General features: G+C 70.3%; 15 protein-coding genes and 3 tRNA genes. 12 read left to right on the forward strand and 6 right to left on the reverse strand.

Annotated features, from left to right (window positions below):
* Together DEJ02_RS06660 and DEJ02_RS06665 are read right to left on the reverse strand one after the other, a co-directional pair.
* Positions 1-1,018 (reverse strand): hypothetical protein (locus tag DEJ02_RS06660; protein ID WP_146249234.1); only part of this gene is annotated, 1,018 nt, incomplete at its 3' end.
* 34 nt (positions 1,019-1,052) lie between these two features.
* On the reverse strand, positions 1,053-2,330 hold the full coding sequence (locus DEJ02_RS06665; protein ID WP_111032420.1) for a M23 family metallopeptidase: 1,278 nt from the start codon (positions 2,328-2,330) through the stop codon (positions 1,053-1,055).
* Positions 2,331-2,588: 258 nt separating this feature from the next.
* Between DEJ02_RS06665 and DEJ02_RS06670 the strand changes: the two genes are divergently transcribed.
* From DEJ02_RS06670 to DEJ02_RS06680, 3 genes are all read left to right on the forward strand, one after another.
* Positions 2,589-2,661, forward strand: a tRNA-Glu gene (locus DEJ02_RS06670).
* 60 nt (positions 2,662-2,721) lie between these two features.
* Positions 2,722-2,798 (forward strand) — tRNA-Asp (locus tag DEJ02_RS06675).
* A 1-nt stretch (position 2,799) separates the two neighbouring features.
* Positions 2,800-2,872, forward strand: a tRNA-Phe gene (locus tag DEJ02_RS06680).
* Positions 2,873-3,012: 140 nt separating this feature from the next.
* Here DEJ02_RS06680 and DEJ02_RS06685 read toward each other — a convergent pair.
* Positions 3,013-4,023 (reverse strand): aldo/keto reductase family protein, encoded by a 1,011-nt coding sequence (locus tag DEJ02_RS06685; protein ID WP_071404504.1) that lies wholly within the window; start codon positions 4,021-4,023, stop codon positions 3,013-3,015.
* 405 nt (positions 4,024-4,428) lie between these two features.
* On the opposite strand from DEJ02_RS06685, the gene DEJ02_RS06690 reads away from it, so the two are divergent.
* Complete coding sequence (locus DEJ02_RS06690; RefSeq protein ID WP_111032421.1) at positions 4,429-5,421, forward strand: NAD-dependent epimerase/dehydratase family protein; 993 nt, start codon at positions 4,429-4,431, stop codon at positions 5,419-5,421.
* A gap of 104 nt (positions 5,422-5,525) precedes the next feature.
* On the opposite strand, the gene rocD is transcribed toward DEJ02_RS06690, so the two are convergent.
* Both rocD and ddaH read right to left on the reverse strand, forming a co-directional pair.
* Positions 5,526-6,755, reverse strand: a complete 1,230-nt coding sequence (rocD, locus tag DEJ02_RS06695; protein WP_111032422.1) for an ornithine--oxo-acid transaminase — start codon at positions 6,753-6,755, stop codon at positions 5,526-5,528.
* A complete protein-coding gene (gene ddaH, locus DEJ02_RS06700; protein ID WP_111032423.1) occupies positions 6,755-7,663 on the reverse strand; it encodes a dimethylargininase in 909 nt (302 codons plus the stop codon). The genes rocD and ddaH overlap by 1 nt, the downstream gene beginning before the upstream one ends.
* A gap of 303 nt (positions 7,664-7,966) precedes the next feature.
* Between ddaH and DEJ02_RS06705 the strand changes: the two genes are divergently transcribed.
* Genes DEJ02_RS06705 through DEJ02_RS06720 form a run of 4 tightly spaced genes read left to right on the forward strand, consistent with a single transcriptional unit; the run spans position 7,967 to position 10,390 of the window.
* Positions 7,967-8,404 carry an Lrp/AsnC family transcriptional regulator gene (locus tag DEJ02_RS06705; protein WP_017887694.1) on the forward strand — a complete coding sequence of 146 codons (438 nt, stop codon included), beginning with the start codon at positions 7,967-7,969 and terminating at the stop codon, positions 8,402-8,404.
* A gap of 10 nt (positions 8,405-8,414) precedes the next feature.
* Complete coding sequence (locus DEJ02_RS06710; RefSeq protein ID WP_111032424.1) at positions 8,415-8,795, forward strand: hypothetical protein; 381 nt, start codon at positions 8,415-8,417, stop codon at positions 8,793-8,795.
* 3 nt (positions 8,796-8,798) lie between these two features.
* Complete coding sequence (locus DEJ02_RS06715) at positions 8,799-9,632, forward strand: nitroreductase family protein (protein ID WP_027467047.1); 834 nt, start codon at positions 8,799-8,801, stop codon at positions 9,630-9,632.
* Positions 9,629-10,390, forward strand: a complete 762-nt coding sequence (locus tag DEJ02_RS06720) for a YqjF family protein (RefSeq protein WP_209080659.1) — start codon at positions 9,629-9,631, stop codon at positions 10,388-10,390. Before DEJ02_RS06715 ends, DEJ02_RS06720 begins: the two co-directional genes overlap by 4 nt.
* On the opposite strand, the gene DEJ02_RS06725 is transcribed toward DEJ02_RS06720, so the two are convergent.
* Complete coding sequence (locus tag DEJ02_RS06725; RefSeq protein WP_111032425.1) at positions 10,362-11,024, reverse strand: hypothetical protein; 663 nt, start codon at positions 11,022-11,024, stop codon at positions 10,362-10,364. The two genes, DEJ02_RS06720 and DEJ02_RS06725, sit on opposite strands and share 29 nt — an antisense overlap.
* 99 nt (positions 11,025-11,123) lie before the next feature.
* On the opposite strand from DEJ02_RS06725, the gene DEJ02_RS06730 reads away from it, so the two are divergent.
* From DEJ02_RS06730 to DEJ02_RS06745, 4 genes are read left to right on the forward strand one after another with little or no spacing between them, the layout of a single operon-like run.
* The gene (locus tag DEJ02_RS06730) at positions 11,124-12,119 is read left to right on the forward strand and encodes an SDR family oxidoreductase (protein WP_111032426.1); all 996 of its coding nucleotides are present in this window, start codon (positions 11,124-11,126) and stop codon (positions 12,117-12,119) included.
* Entirely contained in the window at positions 12,116-12,460 is a 345-nt protein-coding gene (locus DEJ02_RS06735) for a hypothetical protein (protein ID WP_111032427.1), read from the forward strand. The genes DEJ02_RS06730 and DEJ02_RS06735 overlap by 4 nt, the downstream gene beginning before the upstream one ends.
* A 33-nt stretch (positions 12,461-12,493) precedes the next feature.
* On the forward strand, positions 12,494-13,036 hold the full coding sequence (locus DEJ02_RS06740; protein ID WP_111032428.1) for a dihydrofolate reductase family protein: 543 nt from the start codon (positions 12,494-12,496) through the stop codon (positions 13,034-13,036).
* 10 nt (positions 13,037-13,046) lie between these two features.
* Entirely contained in the window at positions 13,047-13,244 is a 198-nt protein-coding gene (locus tag DEJ02_RS06745; protein ID WP_111032429.1) for a hypothetical protein, read from the forward strand.
* Positions 13,245-13,257 lie beyond the last annotated feature (13 nt).

Consider the following 13,257-nt stretch of genomic DNA (forward strand, 5'->3'; position numbering starts at 1 on the left):
GTGCCGGAGCAGGGGCGGGTGCCGGAGCAGGCGCGGGTGCCGGCCGGCTCGGGGTGCTCGGCTTCGCGGGCGTGCCGGGGTTCGACGGGGTGCTGGGCTTGGACGGCGTGCTCGGGACGGCCGGGGTGGAGGTCCCGCCGCCGGTGCTGCCGGTGCCGCCCGTGTTGCCGGTGTTGCCCGTGTTGCCGCCGCTCGTGCTGCCGCCGGTGGCGTTCCCGGTGCCGGTGCCGGCGTCGCGCGTCTGCTTCGCGATGGCGGCCGCGGCGGCCTTCGCCTGCTGCGCACTCCAGTACGCGGTCTCCGTCGCGACGCTCGTGCCCTTCAGGTACGCGAGCTGGCGCAGGACCTCGGCCTGCTGGTCCTGTTCCTTCTGCACCCGGGCCTGGGCGCCTGCGGCCACGTCGTTGGCCGTCGCGAAGGTGGTCTTCGTCGCCTCGGTCGCCTTGCGCAGGGCCTTCTCTGCCGCGGACTGCTGCGCGGCCAGGGACTCGACGGTCTTCTGGTCGGCGCGTGCTTCGGCCAGGACGGTCGCGGAGCGCTCGGACAGGTGCGACATCGTGCCGACGCGGTAGAGCAGGTCCTTCGAGTCCGACGAGTCCATGAGCATGGTCGTCGACAGGTCACCGCCGCCCGTGCGGGACAGCTCGACCACGAGCCCGGCGACCTGGCCGGCAGAGTCGTCCGCCCGGGCCTTCGCACGCTTCGACTGCGCGGACAGGTCGGCGAGGGTGTCCTTCGCCTCCTGCTGCTGCGACGCCGCGAGGGCGTACGCCTGCCCGGCCTGCTGCTCGGCGACACCGGCCTGGTCGGCGGCGTCCTGCAGCGTGCCGAGCCGGTCGCTCAGCTCGTCGACCGTCTGCTGGGCGTCGGCCGCATCGGACTTGGCGGCCTTGACGTCGTCCCAGGACGGACCCGAGGGTGCGGCCTGGGCCGGTCCAGCGATGACGACCGACAGGCCGATGCCGAGCACGGCGATGGTCGCGATCCCGCAGGAGAACGAGCGAGCGGAGGTGGTCATGACGTGGGTCGACGCCTTCTGGTGGCGCTGATGCTCATACCGAGATCCCCCGCGCTGCCATGAAGGGGACCGGGTCGACGGCAGCGCCGTTGATCCGGGTCTCGAAGTGGAGGTGACACCCGGTCGACCAGCCGGTCGAGCCGATCTTGGCGATCTGCTGTCCCGCGGTGACGTGCTGGCCGGCGGTGACCATGATCCCGCCGTCGACGACGTGGCCGTACGCGGTGGAGATGCCGCCGCCGTTGTCGAGGATGACCTCGTTGCCGTACCCGCCACCGTTGCCGGCGAAGGTGACGGTGCCGTCGTGCGCCGCGTAGATCGGGGCGTAGCAAGCGGGGGCCAGGTCGACGCCCGCGTGCAGGGCGCTGACGTGCGTGTAGGGGTCGACGCGGTAGCCGTAGGGGCTGGTCTGGAACCCGCCGGCGGGTCGGACCCAGCCCGCCGGGTTGGCGCTGCCGCCACCGGTGCCGCCCTGGCTGGTCGCCGCGGCCTTGGCTGCTGCCTTCGCGGCGGCGGCTGCGAGGCGGGCCTGGCGGGCCTTCTCGGCGGCGACGCCCTTGCGGTAGTCGGCCTCGACGCCGCGCTGCTTCGAGGTGAGCGCGGTCAGCTGTGCCTCGAGCCGGGACTCGTTGTCGTTCTGGGCTTCCACCGCGGTCTGTGCGGCGTCGGCGGCACCCTGGGCCTGCTGCATCTTCGACTGTGCGGCGTCGGCCAGGTCCCCGAGGGCCTGCTTGGCGCGGTCGGCCTTGTCGGCGAGGCCCTGGGCCACACCGCGGTCCTGCGAAGCCTGCGCGTAGATGCCCTCGGACTGCTCGCTGAGCTTCGACATGGCGCCGAGCTCGTAGAGCAGGTCGCCGGAGTCGGACGGGTGCGTGAGGATGTCCGTCGTCACGTCGTCACCGCTGGTGCGACCGAGCTGAGCGGCGAGCTGACCGGCCTGCTCCTCGGACCGTGCGGCGGTCTGCTTGGCCTCATCGGCCTGCGACTGGAACTTCTTCTGCTTGAGCGTCGCCTCGTCGTACTTGTTCTGCGCGGCCTGGTACGCCTCGCCCGCGGCCTGTGCGGCCTTCTGCTTGGCAGCGGCCTCGCTCTTCAGCGACGAGATGAGCGACTTGATCTCGCTGACCTTGGCCTGCTGGGCACTGGTCGACGACTTCGCCTGCTGCACCTCGTCCCAGCTGGGGTAGCTCGCGGCGCTGGCGGACGAGGCCGGGGCGAGGACCGCGAGCGTGCCGGCCGTGAGCGCGACGGCGACCGCGGCGGCGATCAGGCGGCTGCGGGAGCGGAGGGAGAAGGGAGTGGAGGTCGACATGTATCTCGATTTCGTAACAGCGCGGCAAGGCTCACGCACGTAACACTGTTAACAGGTGCAACAGTAACAACACGGGTCGCAGGCTCGACAGCCCCTCGGACGAGGGGTGCGGCCGCCGACGATGCTCGCACCGACAGCATCGGAGACCCGTGCGCTGACGCCGCGACACGCCGGGGATGCACGGTTGGCGGGGTCGGATTTGTGAAACCCGGGGGGCATCCGTATGCTTGTCCATCGGTAGCGCGATGCACTGCTTGCGGCCCTATCGTTTAGTGGCCTAGGACACCGCCCTTTCACGGCGGCAGCACGGGTTCGAATCCCGTTGGGGTCACTCCTTGAGTGAGCGAGCAAGTAGTACTGAACAACACCACAGCAAGACACAATACAATATGGCCCTGTAGCGCAGCTGGTTAGCGTGCCGCCCTGTCACGGCGGAGGTCGCGGGTTCAAGTCCCGTCAGGGTCGCCACGGCTGGATAGCTCAGTTGGTAGAGCGTTCGACTGAAAATCGAAAGGTCCACGGATCGATGCCGTGTCCAGCCACCGGTGAAGGCCCCCTGCTTCGGCAGGGGGCCTTTTCCGTTGTCTGGCCGGTGTGACCTGCTCGCAAAACACCGGTGTTCGCGCATCGAGCCGCGGCATGCGCGTGTTCAACGGGCGAACACCGGTGTTCTGCGGACCGGCTAGGCCTCGCGGGTCTTCGGGCTGCTGTCGTTCGTCTTCGCGGGGTCGCGCTCGACCACGGCGCCCAGGGCATCGTCGATCCGCGACATGAGCTCCGCGGGGATCGTGACGCCGGCAGCGCCCGCGTTGTCGTGCACCTGCTCCGGACGCGAGGCACCGATGATCGCCGAGGCGACGTTCTCGTTCTGCAGGACCCAGGCGACCGCGAGCTGCGCCATCGACAGGTTCAGCTCGTCGGCGACCGGCTGCAGCTCCTGCACCGAGGACAGCACCTCGTCGCGCATGAACCGCTTGATCATGTCCGCGCCGCCCTTGTCGTCGGTCGCGCGGGAGCCCTCGGGCAGCGGCTGACCCGGCTTGTACTTGCCGGTGAGCACACCCTGGGCGATCGGTGACCAGACGATCTGCGAGATGCCGAGTTCCTTCGAGGTGGGGACGACCTCGTCCTCGATGACCCGCCACAGTGCCGAGTACTGCGGCTGGTTCGAGATGAGCTGGAAGCCGAGGTCCTTCGCGAGCGCAGCGCCGGCCCGCAGCTGGTCCGCGGTCCATTCGCTGACGCCGACGTACAGGACCTTGCCCTGGCGCACGATGTCCGCGAAGGCCTGCATCGTCTCTTCGAGCGGGGTCTCGTGGTCGTAGCGGTGCGCCTGGTACAGGTCGACGTAGTCCGTCTGCAGTCGCTGCAGCGAGCCGTCGATCGACTCGAGGATGTGCTTGCGGGACAGCCCGGTGTCGTTGTGGCCCTTCGGACCGGTCGGCCCGAACACCTTCGTGGCGATCTCGAGGGACTGGCGCCGCTCCCCCTTGAGCGCTTCGCCGAGGACCGTCTCCGCGCCGGTGTTGGCGTAGACGTCGGCGGTGTCGAAGGTCGAGATGCCGACCTCGAGGGCGGCCTTGACGCAGGCGATCGCCGCGTCGTTCTCGACCTGGGATGCGTGGGTGAGCCAGTTGCCGTAGGTGATCTCGGAGACCTTGAGGCCCGAGTTGCCGAGGTAGCGGTACTCCATGTGCGTGTCACTCCTGTCGTGGGGCGCGTCGGTGCGACCCGAACGGTGACGGTAGTCCGCGGGTCGATGCCGGGACCCAGCGGCAGTCCCGGGCGGCAGGACGAAACCCCGGCGATGTGGCCTGGGCCAGTGATCGTTCCGGGGTCTACAGCACTACGTTCCCACAACGCCGAGCGCGGTGCATAGGCAAGGTCATGACACCGTTTCAATTGCCCGACGATCTCGACGGCACCCTCCGTCTCCTCTTCCACGCGTTTCGCGTCGGCGAGTTCGTCCTCCGCACCGTCGAACGCCTTGCCGTCACCAGGAGACGGCGGCCGTGCTCGATGCCCGACCCAGCATCTGAGGTGCAGGATCGAAAGGGTTGCGGCACGGAGCGGTGCCGCCGGAAGCGAGGGAGCATCCATGACCGGAGCGAGCGTGTTGTTCATCGGCGGGAGTGGCGTGATCAGCGCCGCCTGCGTCCGGGAAGCCGTCGAGCAGGGGTTCGACGTGACCGTGCTCAACCGGGGGACCACCGGGGGCAGGCCGATCCCGGAGGGTGTGACGCGCCTCCAGGCCGACGTGTCGGACCGCAGCGCACTGGCAGACGCACTCGGCGACCAGCGCTTCGACGTGGTCGTGAACTGGATCGCCTTCACGCCGGACCAGGTGCAGGCCGACGTCGACTTCTTCGCCGGGCGGACGCGGCAGTACGTGTTCATCAGCTCGGCCTCGGCGTACCAGACGCCGGCGACGCACCTGCCGATCACGGAGTCGACGCCGCTGAAGAACCCGTACTGGCAGTACTCGCGCGACAAGATCGCGTGCGAGGAGCTGCTGATGGAGGCGTACCGGGAGCAGGACTTCCCGGTGACGATCGTGCGGCCGTCGCACACCTACGACGAGACGAAGCTGCCGCTGACCGGCGGCTGGACTGCGGTCGCTCGGATGCGTGCCGGCAAGCCGGTCATCATCACCGGCGACGGCACCTCGCTGTGGACCCTGACGCACAGCCGTGACTTCGCGGTCGCGTTCACCGGGCTGCTCGACCGGGCCGAGGCGATCGGTGAGCCCTTCACGATCACGAGCGATGAGGCGCCGACGTGGAACGCCATCGCGCACGAGATCGCTGCGGCGGCCGGGGTCGAGGACCTGCGGATCGTGCACGTGCCGGCGGACGCGATCAACGCCGTCGACCCCGAGTGGGGCGCGGCACTGCTCGGCGACAAGGCGAACAGCTCGGTGTTCGACAACAGCAAGGTCCGGTCGCTCGTGCCGTGGTACCGGCCGCGCACGACCTACCGGCAGGGTGTGCGCGAGGTCATCGCCTGGTACGAGGCGCACCCCGAGGAGCAGGTCGTCGACGAGCGGCTCGATGTCCTGATGGACGAGCTGGCGGCGCGCTGGGCGGTGTGAGCCGCGCTTGGTGAGCAGAAATGGTCGGGTGCCGTGTGGCGACCCGACCATTTCTGCTCACGAAGCGCGCGCGAGCGCGCCCGCGGCGCGGGCGCGCGAGCGCGTCAGGCGCGCGCCGTCAGCACGTCGGCCAGGGTTCCGATCGCGAAGCGCACCTCGTCGTCGGTGACGACGAGGGGCGGCGCGAAGCGGATCGTCGACCCGTGGGTGTCCTTCACCAGGAGCCCGCGGTCGGCGAGGTCCTTCGAGATCGCCTTGCCGGTGCCGAGCGCGGGGTCGATGTCGATCCCGGCCCAGAGTCCGGCGACCCGGTGCGAGACGACACCCTTGCCGAGCAGGTCGTCGAGCAGGCCGCGCAACAGCGGTTCGCCGTCGAGGGCCCGCTGCTGGAACGTGCCCTCACCGAGCATCGCCACGACCTCGGCGCCGACGGCTGCGGCGAGCGGGTTGCCGCCGAAGGTCGATCCGTGTTCGCCGGGGCGCAGGACGCCCAGGACATCGCGCGAGCCCACCACCGCGGACACCGGCACGATGCCCCCACCGAGGGCCTTGCCGAGCGTGATCAGGTCGGGACGCACCCCGACGCGCTGCACCGCGAGCGTGCGCCCCGTGCGACCGAGGCCGGACTGGATCTCGTCGGCGATGAACAGCGCACCGAACTCGTCGCAGATCTCCCGGACGGAAGGCAGGTACGACTCCGGCGGGATGACCACGCCGCCCTCACCCTGGATCGGCTCGAGCAGCACGGCGACGACGGTCTCGTCCATCGCCTCGCGCAGGGCCGCAGCGTCGCCGTACGGCACCGTGCGGAAGCCGGGCGTGAACGGCCCGAAATCGTCGTGGGCCGAGGGGTCGTCCGAGAACGAGATGATCGTCGTGGTGCGGCCGTGGAAGTTCCCGGACGCGACGATGATCGTCGCCCGCTCGGCCGGCACACCCTTGACGCGGTAGCCCCAGGCGCGGGACACCTTGATCGCGGACTCGACGGCCTCGGCACCGGTGTTCATCGGCAGGACCATCTCGGTCTCCGTCAACGCTGCCAGTGCTGCGGCGAACGGCCCGAGCTGGTCGTTCACGAACGCACGGCTCGTGAGCGTCACGCGGTCGAGCTGCGCCCGTGCGGCGTCGAGCAGCCGCGGGTTGCCGTGACCGAAGTTCACCGCCGAGTACGCGGCGAGGCCGTCCAGGTACTGCTTGCCGTCGACGTCGGTGACGGTCGCTCCGGCGCCCGACGCGATGACGACGGGCAGCGGGCTGTAGTTGTGCGCGAGGGCGCGGTCCTCGACGGCGAGCGCCGCCGCGGTGTTGACCCCGAGCGACGCTGCCGCCGACATCAGCTGACCCCGAGCGAACGCGCGACCGAGGTGCCGGTGCCGACCGGGTGCAGGTCGAGGGTGCAGCACTTCACGCCGCCACCGCCGAGCAGCAGCTCGGACAGGTCGACGCCGATCGGGTTGTAGCCCTTCTCGCGCAGCTGCTCGGCGAACCGGACAGCCCGGGCGGCGATCACGACGTTGTACCCGTCGGAGTACGAGTTCAGACCGAGGATCGCGGCGTCCTCTTCGGTGGCGATGATCGCGTCCGGGAAGTGCTCGCGCAGGATCGCCAGCGACGGCTCGTCGAAGGCGCTCTCGAGGTACGCGATGTTGCTCGTCCCGTCGACGGCGGGCTCGGGGTCGAGCACGGCGATCGCGGTGTCGAGGTGGTAGAAGCTCGGGTTGATGAGCTTGAGCGTCACGACCTCGCGGCCGTAGATCTTCGCGAGCTCGTCGTGCGAGGTGCTGTCCGACCGGAAGCCGGTGCCGGCGAAGATGGTGTCCCCGATGAGCAGGAAGTCGCCCTCGCCCTCGTTGGTCTGCTCCGGCTCGGCGACGGTCAGACCGGCCTGGCGGAACCAGTCCATGTACGCGGGGCCCTCGGGCTGGCGCTCGGGGTACTGGAACTTCGCGCCGTACGCGATGCCGTCGAGGACGAACCCGCCGTTGGCCGCGTAGACCATGTCCGGCAGGCCGTCGATGGGGTCGATGTACGAGATGTCGAAGCCGAGCTGCTCGTAGACGGCGACGAGCGACTCCCACTGCTCGACGGCCTTCGACGTGTCGGTCGGCTCCTCCGGGTGCATCCACGGGTTGATCCGGTAGCTCACGGTGTAGAAGTCCGGCTTGCACATGAGGATCGTGCGCTTGGTGGCGACACGGGCCGGGGTGGCGACGGACTCGGGGGCGGGTGCGGTGTTCGACATCAGTCCTCCTGGAAGGGACCGGGGCCCGAGCCTGCCAGGAACCGAAACGGAACGAGGAGAAGAGCTCCGGTGAGATGCAGGCTCACTCACCGCAGCGGACCAGGTCGACGCCGAGTCGATCCTTCCACAGACTCGCCGCAGCGGAACAGTGACACTCAAGCATCGACGCCACTCCGATCCTGACACACACCGTCCAGCAAGTGCAGTACCGGGGCTCTGACGGCGTGACACCCGTTCGGGTGACGCACGTTTCGTGCGCGAGACCCACCAGCCTCGCAACAAGTCCGCGTACGATGGGGACAAATGGATACGCTCGACCACCGCATCCTGGATCAGCTCCGGGACAACGCCCGCGCCGGCTACGGCGACATCGGGTCGGTGGTCGGACTCTCGGCCTCGGCCGTCAAGCGCCGTGTCGACCGGCTGGTCGGTGACGGCGTCATCCAGGGCTTCACGATCAAGGTCGACCCCGCCGTCGAGGACCGCGGCACCGAGGCCTGGGTCGAGCTCTACTGCCGCGGCACCGTCTCGCCCGACGAGCTGCGCGCCCTGCTCGACACCGTCCCCGAGGTCATCGACGCCGGCACGGTCACCGGCAGCGCCGACGCCGTCGTGCACATGCGCTCGAAGGACCTGTCCGCGCTCGAGGAGGCGCTCGACAAGGTCCGCCTCGCACCCCAGGTCGACCACACCCGCTCCGCGATCGTGCTCTCCAAGCTCGTCAGTCGAGAGACCGCGTAACGTCCCACGCATGGGACAGAAGGCGGTCTGGAGGCGCGACTCGGCACCCACGGGATCGCGTCCGGCCCGGCAGCTGGTCACCGCTGCGGGCCTCGCCTACGTCGCGAACTGCCTGTGGGGCACCGCGGTCGCCGTGCGGCTGATCCGTACGAAGAAGCTCCGCGTCGTGCACCACGGGCTGTTCGTCGTGACCGCGACCCTGACCGGCGTCGCCGCGACCACCCCCGCGTGGACGCGCGACCGGACCGCACTGTTCCTGCTGCCGGCACTCGTGCCGCTGGCGGTCGCTCCACGCACCGACCCGCGCTCCGGAGCACACTGGAAGGTCGCGGTCGCCGCCGCACCGTCCTACCTGGGGGCCGTGCTCGCCCGCAGGCGATCAGAGAGGTGAGCAGTGGAGCTGTTCGAGGCCATCCGACGACGACGCACGACGAACGGGCCGTTCCTGCCCGATCCGGTGTCGGACGAGCACCAGCGGCTGCTCATGGAGCTCGCCGGCCGGGCGCCGTCGCAGCTCAACAGTCAGCCGTGGCGCTTCGTGCTGATCGAGGAACGCCAGACGATCGACCGCGTCGCCGAGATCAGCGGCAGCTCGATGACCCGCACCATGGCCGAGGGCACGTTCTTCGAGCGGTACAAGCCGTACTTCCGGTTCTCGAAGGCCGAGATGGACGAGCGGCGCGACGGGATGCTGTTCGACAAGCTCCCCGGGCCGCTTCGGCCGTTCACGAAGCAGGTGTTCACGAAGCGCGGGCAGCTGCTCATGAACACGCTCCGGGTGCCGCAGACCCTGGGTGAGGAGAACCGGAAGCTCGTCGCCGGGTCGCCGCTGCTGCTCGGCGTGATGCTCGACCGCCACGAGTACCGGAAGGAGGAGCTGTCCGGCTTCTACTCGGTGTTCAGCATGGGCGCGGCGATGGAGAACATCTGGCTCGCGACGACCGAGCTCGGCCTGGGGATCCAGTTCGTGTCCTTCCCGATGGAGACCCCCGGCGCGTGGGAGGAGATCGAGGGACTGCTCCGCGTGCCCGAGTCGCTCGAGCTGATGGCCGTCTACCGGATCGGGTACCTGCCCCCGGAACGACGACGGCCGGCCATCGACTGGACGTCGAGCGAGCGGAAGCGACCCTCGCAGTACGTGTTCCGCGGCACCTGCGACACCCCGCAGCGCGGGTGGGACGACGCACCCGTCGCAGCCCACATCGAACCGGAGGCGACCACATCGTGACCGACACCCGACCAACCCAGAGCACCCCGGGCCTCCCGGCCGTCGCCCCCGGCCTGCCGGGCCGCCCCTGGATCTCGCAGGACTGGCTCGACGTCGTCTTCGTGCACTGGCGCGTCGACGTGTCGGCGGTGGCCCCGCTGCTGCCGGCCGGCACGCGGCCCGACACGATGGCGCTCGACGGCACCGACGACGGGGTGACCACCTGGGTGGGCCTCATCGCGTTCCGGTTCGAGGACACGCGGTTCCCGCCGTTCTCGACCGGGAGCATCGGCGACTTCGTCGAGCTGAACGTCCGCGTCTACACGGTCGACGAACAGGGGCAGCGCGGGGTGGTGTTCCTGTCGCTCGACGCCGGCAAGCTCCTGCCGACCATCGGTGCGCGCGTCGCGACCGGGCTGCCGTACCGGTGGGCGGTCGCGGAGTCGCGCAGCGGTGACGGCCGCGTGGGGTACGCGATGCGTCGGCACGGCACCCACCTGCGGTCGATGCTCGACGTCCGGATCGGTGCGGCACTCGACGAGCCGGGGCCCCTCGAGACGTTCCTGACGGCGCGGTGGGGCATGCACGTGCACCGGGCCGGACGGACGCGGTTCTGGCCGAACGAGCACGAGTCGTGGCCGTTGCACCGGGCCTCGGTGGTGTCGCTGCGGGACGATCTGGTCGGGGCTGCCGGGCTGCCCTTCGGGCTGACGGAGCTCGAGCCGGACTCGGTGCTCTACTCGCCGGGGGTCACGACGCGGTTCGGTCGGGGGCGCTGACGCCGGACTCCGGCCCGTCCAGCGGTGCTCGGGCAGCAGACCGGAACTGGTGGACGGCCACCACGGCGGAGAACAGTGCGAAGAAAGACCCCGACACCCAGGCGGTGGTCCGGTACTCGGGGAGGTCGGCGACGGTGAACCCGATCACGGCGAGGGTGGTGCAGGTCACCGCCACGCACACGGAACCCCATGCGACGACGAGGTAGTCGACGCGTGGGACGGTGCGCGCGAACCGGAAAGCCATGGGGACACCAGCCATCGCGCCGAACACCAATCCCAGCGGGGTCCCGACCATCAGGCTCGCCACCGCGACGACGGCCGCGCTGGTCACCGCCACCACCACACGGGTGACGTGGCAGCGCCACGACGCGCTGCGAGTCTGCTGGTCGTACGCGCGCCAGCCCGTGATGAACAGCGCGATCGAACCGATCACGAACACGACCGCAGCGGCGACGCCGACGACGAGCGCGAACGTGCCCCCGAACGCGATGCCGAGGGCGACGTGTGCGGCGGCGAGGAGCACCTCGAGCACCGGGTACGTCCAGACCTCGAGCAGCCGGTTCGGTGTGTTGAGCACCCAACCGGGCGGCGCCTCCTCGGCGGGGCCGGCGGTGTCGGGGTCTCGGGTCTCCACCTGGCCATGATGTCCGATCGGTGGGTGCGTCGTTCGGAACGGCAACGTCGGGGGACAGCGGCTGAGTGGTGCACGGTCGACCGCAGGTACAAGGGAGCCATGACTCGAGTGGCAGTGGTGACCGGTGGATCCGCAGGACTGGGACGGGCGACCGTCCGGGAGCTCGCCGCACGGGGGTGGGACGTGGCCGTCCTGGCCCGCGGGCAGGAGGGCGTCGACGCCGCCGTCGCCGAGGTCGAGGCCGCCGGGCGCCGCGGGCTGGCCCTGGTCGCCGACGTCTCCGACCGCGACGCCGTCGAGGCTGCGGCCGACCGGGTCGAGCAGGAGCTCGGACCGATCGACCTGTGGGTGAACGGCGTGATGGTCGGGGTGTTCGGGAAGTTCCTCGACACCGCCCCGGAGGACTTCGAGCGGGCGCTGCACGTGACCTACCTCGGCTTCGTGAACGGCACCCGGTCGGCACTGTCGCGGATGGTCCCCCGCGGTCGTGGGCACGTGATCCAGGTCGGCTCGGCGCTCGGGTTCCGCGGGATCCCCCTGCAGGCCGCGTACTGCGGTGCGAAGCACGCGATCGTCGGGTTCACCGAGTCCGTCGTCTCCGAGCTGCGCGAACAGGGCAGCAAGGTCAAGGTGTCCCGCGTGGACATGCCGGCGCTCAACACGATCCAGTTCCAGTGGGTGAAGTCGAAGCTGCCGCACCACCCGCAGCCGGTCGCCCCGATCTACCAGCCCGAGGTCGGTGCCCGGGCCATCGCCGCCGTGGCCGAACGACCGCGCAGCCGCACCTGGGTGGGCGAGTCGACGGTCTACACGATCCTCGGCAACCGGATCAGCGGACGCTTCGCCGACTGGTACGCCGCCAAGACCCTGGTCGACGGGCAGCAGGCCCCCGACAAGGACGGCCTCGAGATGCGGGACAACCTGTACGAGCCGGTTCCGGGCGACCACGGCGCGCACGGGGTCTTCGACGAGTCAGCGCACGCCTGGTCGCCGCAGACCTGGTGGGTGGAGCACCGCCGGGTCGGCAACGGCATCATCGGGGCCGTGCTCGGTGCCGCCGGGGCCGCTGCACTCGTCGCGGGACGCCGACGATGAGCCGCCGGTCGTCGACCGTGAACGGGGCAGCCGTCGTCGAGCTGGCCCGTGCCGGGCTCGGCCTGTGGCACCTGAGCCGTGCGGCCCGAGGGTCGGACCAGGCGGTGCTGCACGGCGTGCTCGGGGTCCGACAGCTCGCACAGGCCACGCTCGTCGCGCGGGCTGGTTCCGGCAACGCGCACACCCTGAGCGCCGTCGTGGACACCTTGCACGGCGCGACGATGGTGCCGCTGGCCGTCGGCAATCCCCGTCGACGCCGGTTCGCGGTCGACCAGCTCTGGATCGCCGCCGTCCTGGCGATCGCAGAGGCAGCGGTCGTCGGTCGCGGAGGGCGCCGCTGAGTCCTGTCGGGGGTGCTCGGTAGCGTCCCCGGCATGAGCACGATCTACTCCGTCGCGTCCTCGCTGGACGGCTTCGTCGCCGCGCCCGACGACGACCTCGACTGGCTGCTGCAGTTCGGCTTCGAACCGTTCCAGGAGCACCACGACCGGTTCTACGCGGGCGTCGGCGCGATCGCGATGGGGTCGACGACGTACGAGTGGCTGCTCGAGCACGACGACACGTGGGCGTACCCGGACCTGGCGACGTGGGTGTTCACCACGCGAGACCTGCCGGTGCCGGACGGTGCCGACGTGCGCTTCGTCTCCGGCGAGGTCGGCGACCACCAGGCCGACCTCGAGAGCGTGGCCGACGGCCGTGACGTCTGGGTCGTCGGCGGCGGACTGCTCGCGGCGCAGTACCAGCAGGCGGGCATCCTCGACGAGCTGCGGGTCACCGTGATGCCGGTCGCGCTCGGCGCCGGAGCGCCCCTGCTGCCGGTGGCCGCACCGACCCCGGTGTTCGAGCTCGTCGGCACCACGCAGTTCGACGGCGGGGCGGTCGAGCTCCACTACCGTTCCGCAGCAACCGCGGCGTAGCGTCCGGAGCATGAGCGACAACGAGCAGACCGAGCCCGTCATGGACGGTGCCACCGATGCCACGAACCACGAGAAGCTGCAGGGCCTGATCGAGCAGGTCGACCATGACCACGCCGGTGAGGGTGCCGGCGCGATGGCGGACCACCTGCGCGACCGCATGGACGAGACCGGTGTCGAGGACGAAGCAGCGGGTGACGCCGAGGACTGATCCTCGGGGCACT

This window comes from Curtobacterium sp. MCLR17_042, assembly GCF_003234695.1.
In the GTDB taxonomy this organism is placed as follows: domain Bacteria; phylum Actinomycetota; class Actinomycetes; order Actinomycetales; family Microbacteriaceae; genus Curtobacterium; species Curtobacterium flaccumfaciens.

What these genes read in the sequence shown, in the direction of transcription:
- DEJ02_RS06685 (WP_071404504.1), bottom strand. Translation starts at nt 4,023, where the DNA reads ATGGAGTACCGCTACCTCGGCAACTCGGGCCTCAAGGTCTCCGAGATC.
- DEJ02_RS06690 (WP_111032421.1), top strand. Translation starts at nt 4,429, where the DNA reads ATGACCGGAGCGAGCGTGTTGTTCATCGGCGGGAGTGGCGTGATCAGC.
- DEJ02_RS06735 (WP_111032427.1), top strand. Translation starts at nt 12,116, where the DNA reads ATGAGCCGCCGGTCGTCGACCGTGAACGGGGCAGCCGTCGTCGAGCTG.
- DEJ02_RS06740 (WP_111032428.1), top strand. Translation starts at nt 12,494, where the DNA reads ATGAGCACGATCTACTCCGTCGCGTCCTCGCTGGACGGCTTCGTCGCC.
- DEJ02_RS06710 (WP_111032424.1), top strand. Translation starts at nt 8,415, where the DNA reads ATGGGACAGAAGGCGGTCTGGAGGCGCGACTCGGCACCCACGGGATCG.
- ddaH (WP_111032423.1), bottom strand. Translation starts at nt 7,663, where the DNA reads ATGTCGAACACCGCACCCGCCCCCGAGTCCGTCGCCACCCCGGCCCGT.
- DEJ02_RS06665 (WP_111032420.1), bottom strand. Translation starts at nt 2,330, where the DNA reads ATGTCGACCTCCACTCCCTTCTCCCTCCGCTCCCGCAGCCGCCTGATC.
- DEJ02_RS06745 (WP_111032429.1), top strand. Translation starts at nt 13,047, where the DNA reads ATGAGCGACAACGAGCAGACCGAGCCCGTCATGGACGGTGCCACCGAT.
- DEJ02_RS06730 (WP_111032426.1), top strand. Translation starts at nt 11,124, where the DNA reads ATGACTCGAGTGGCAGTGGTGACCGGTGGATCCGCAGGACTGGGACGG.
- rocD (WP_111032422.1), bottom strand. Translation starts at nt 6,755, where the DNA reads ATGTCGGCGGCAGCGTCGCTCGGGGTCAACACCGCGGCGGCGCTCGCC.
- DEJ02_RS06705 (WP_017887694.1), top strand. Translation starts at nt 7,967, where the DNA reads ATGGATACGCTCGACCACCGCATCCTGGATCAGCTCCGGGACAACGCC.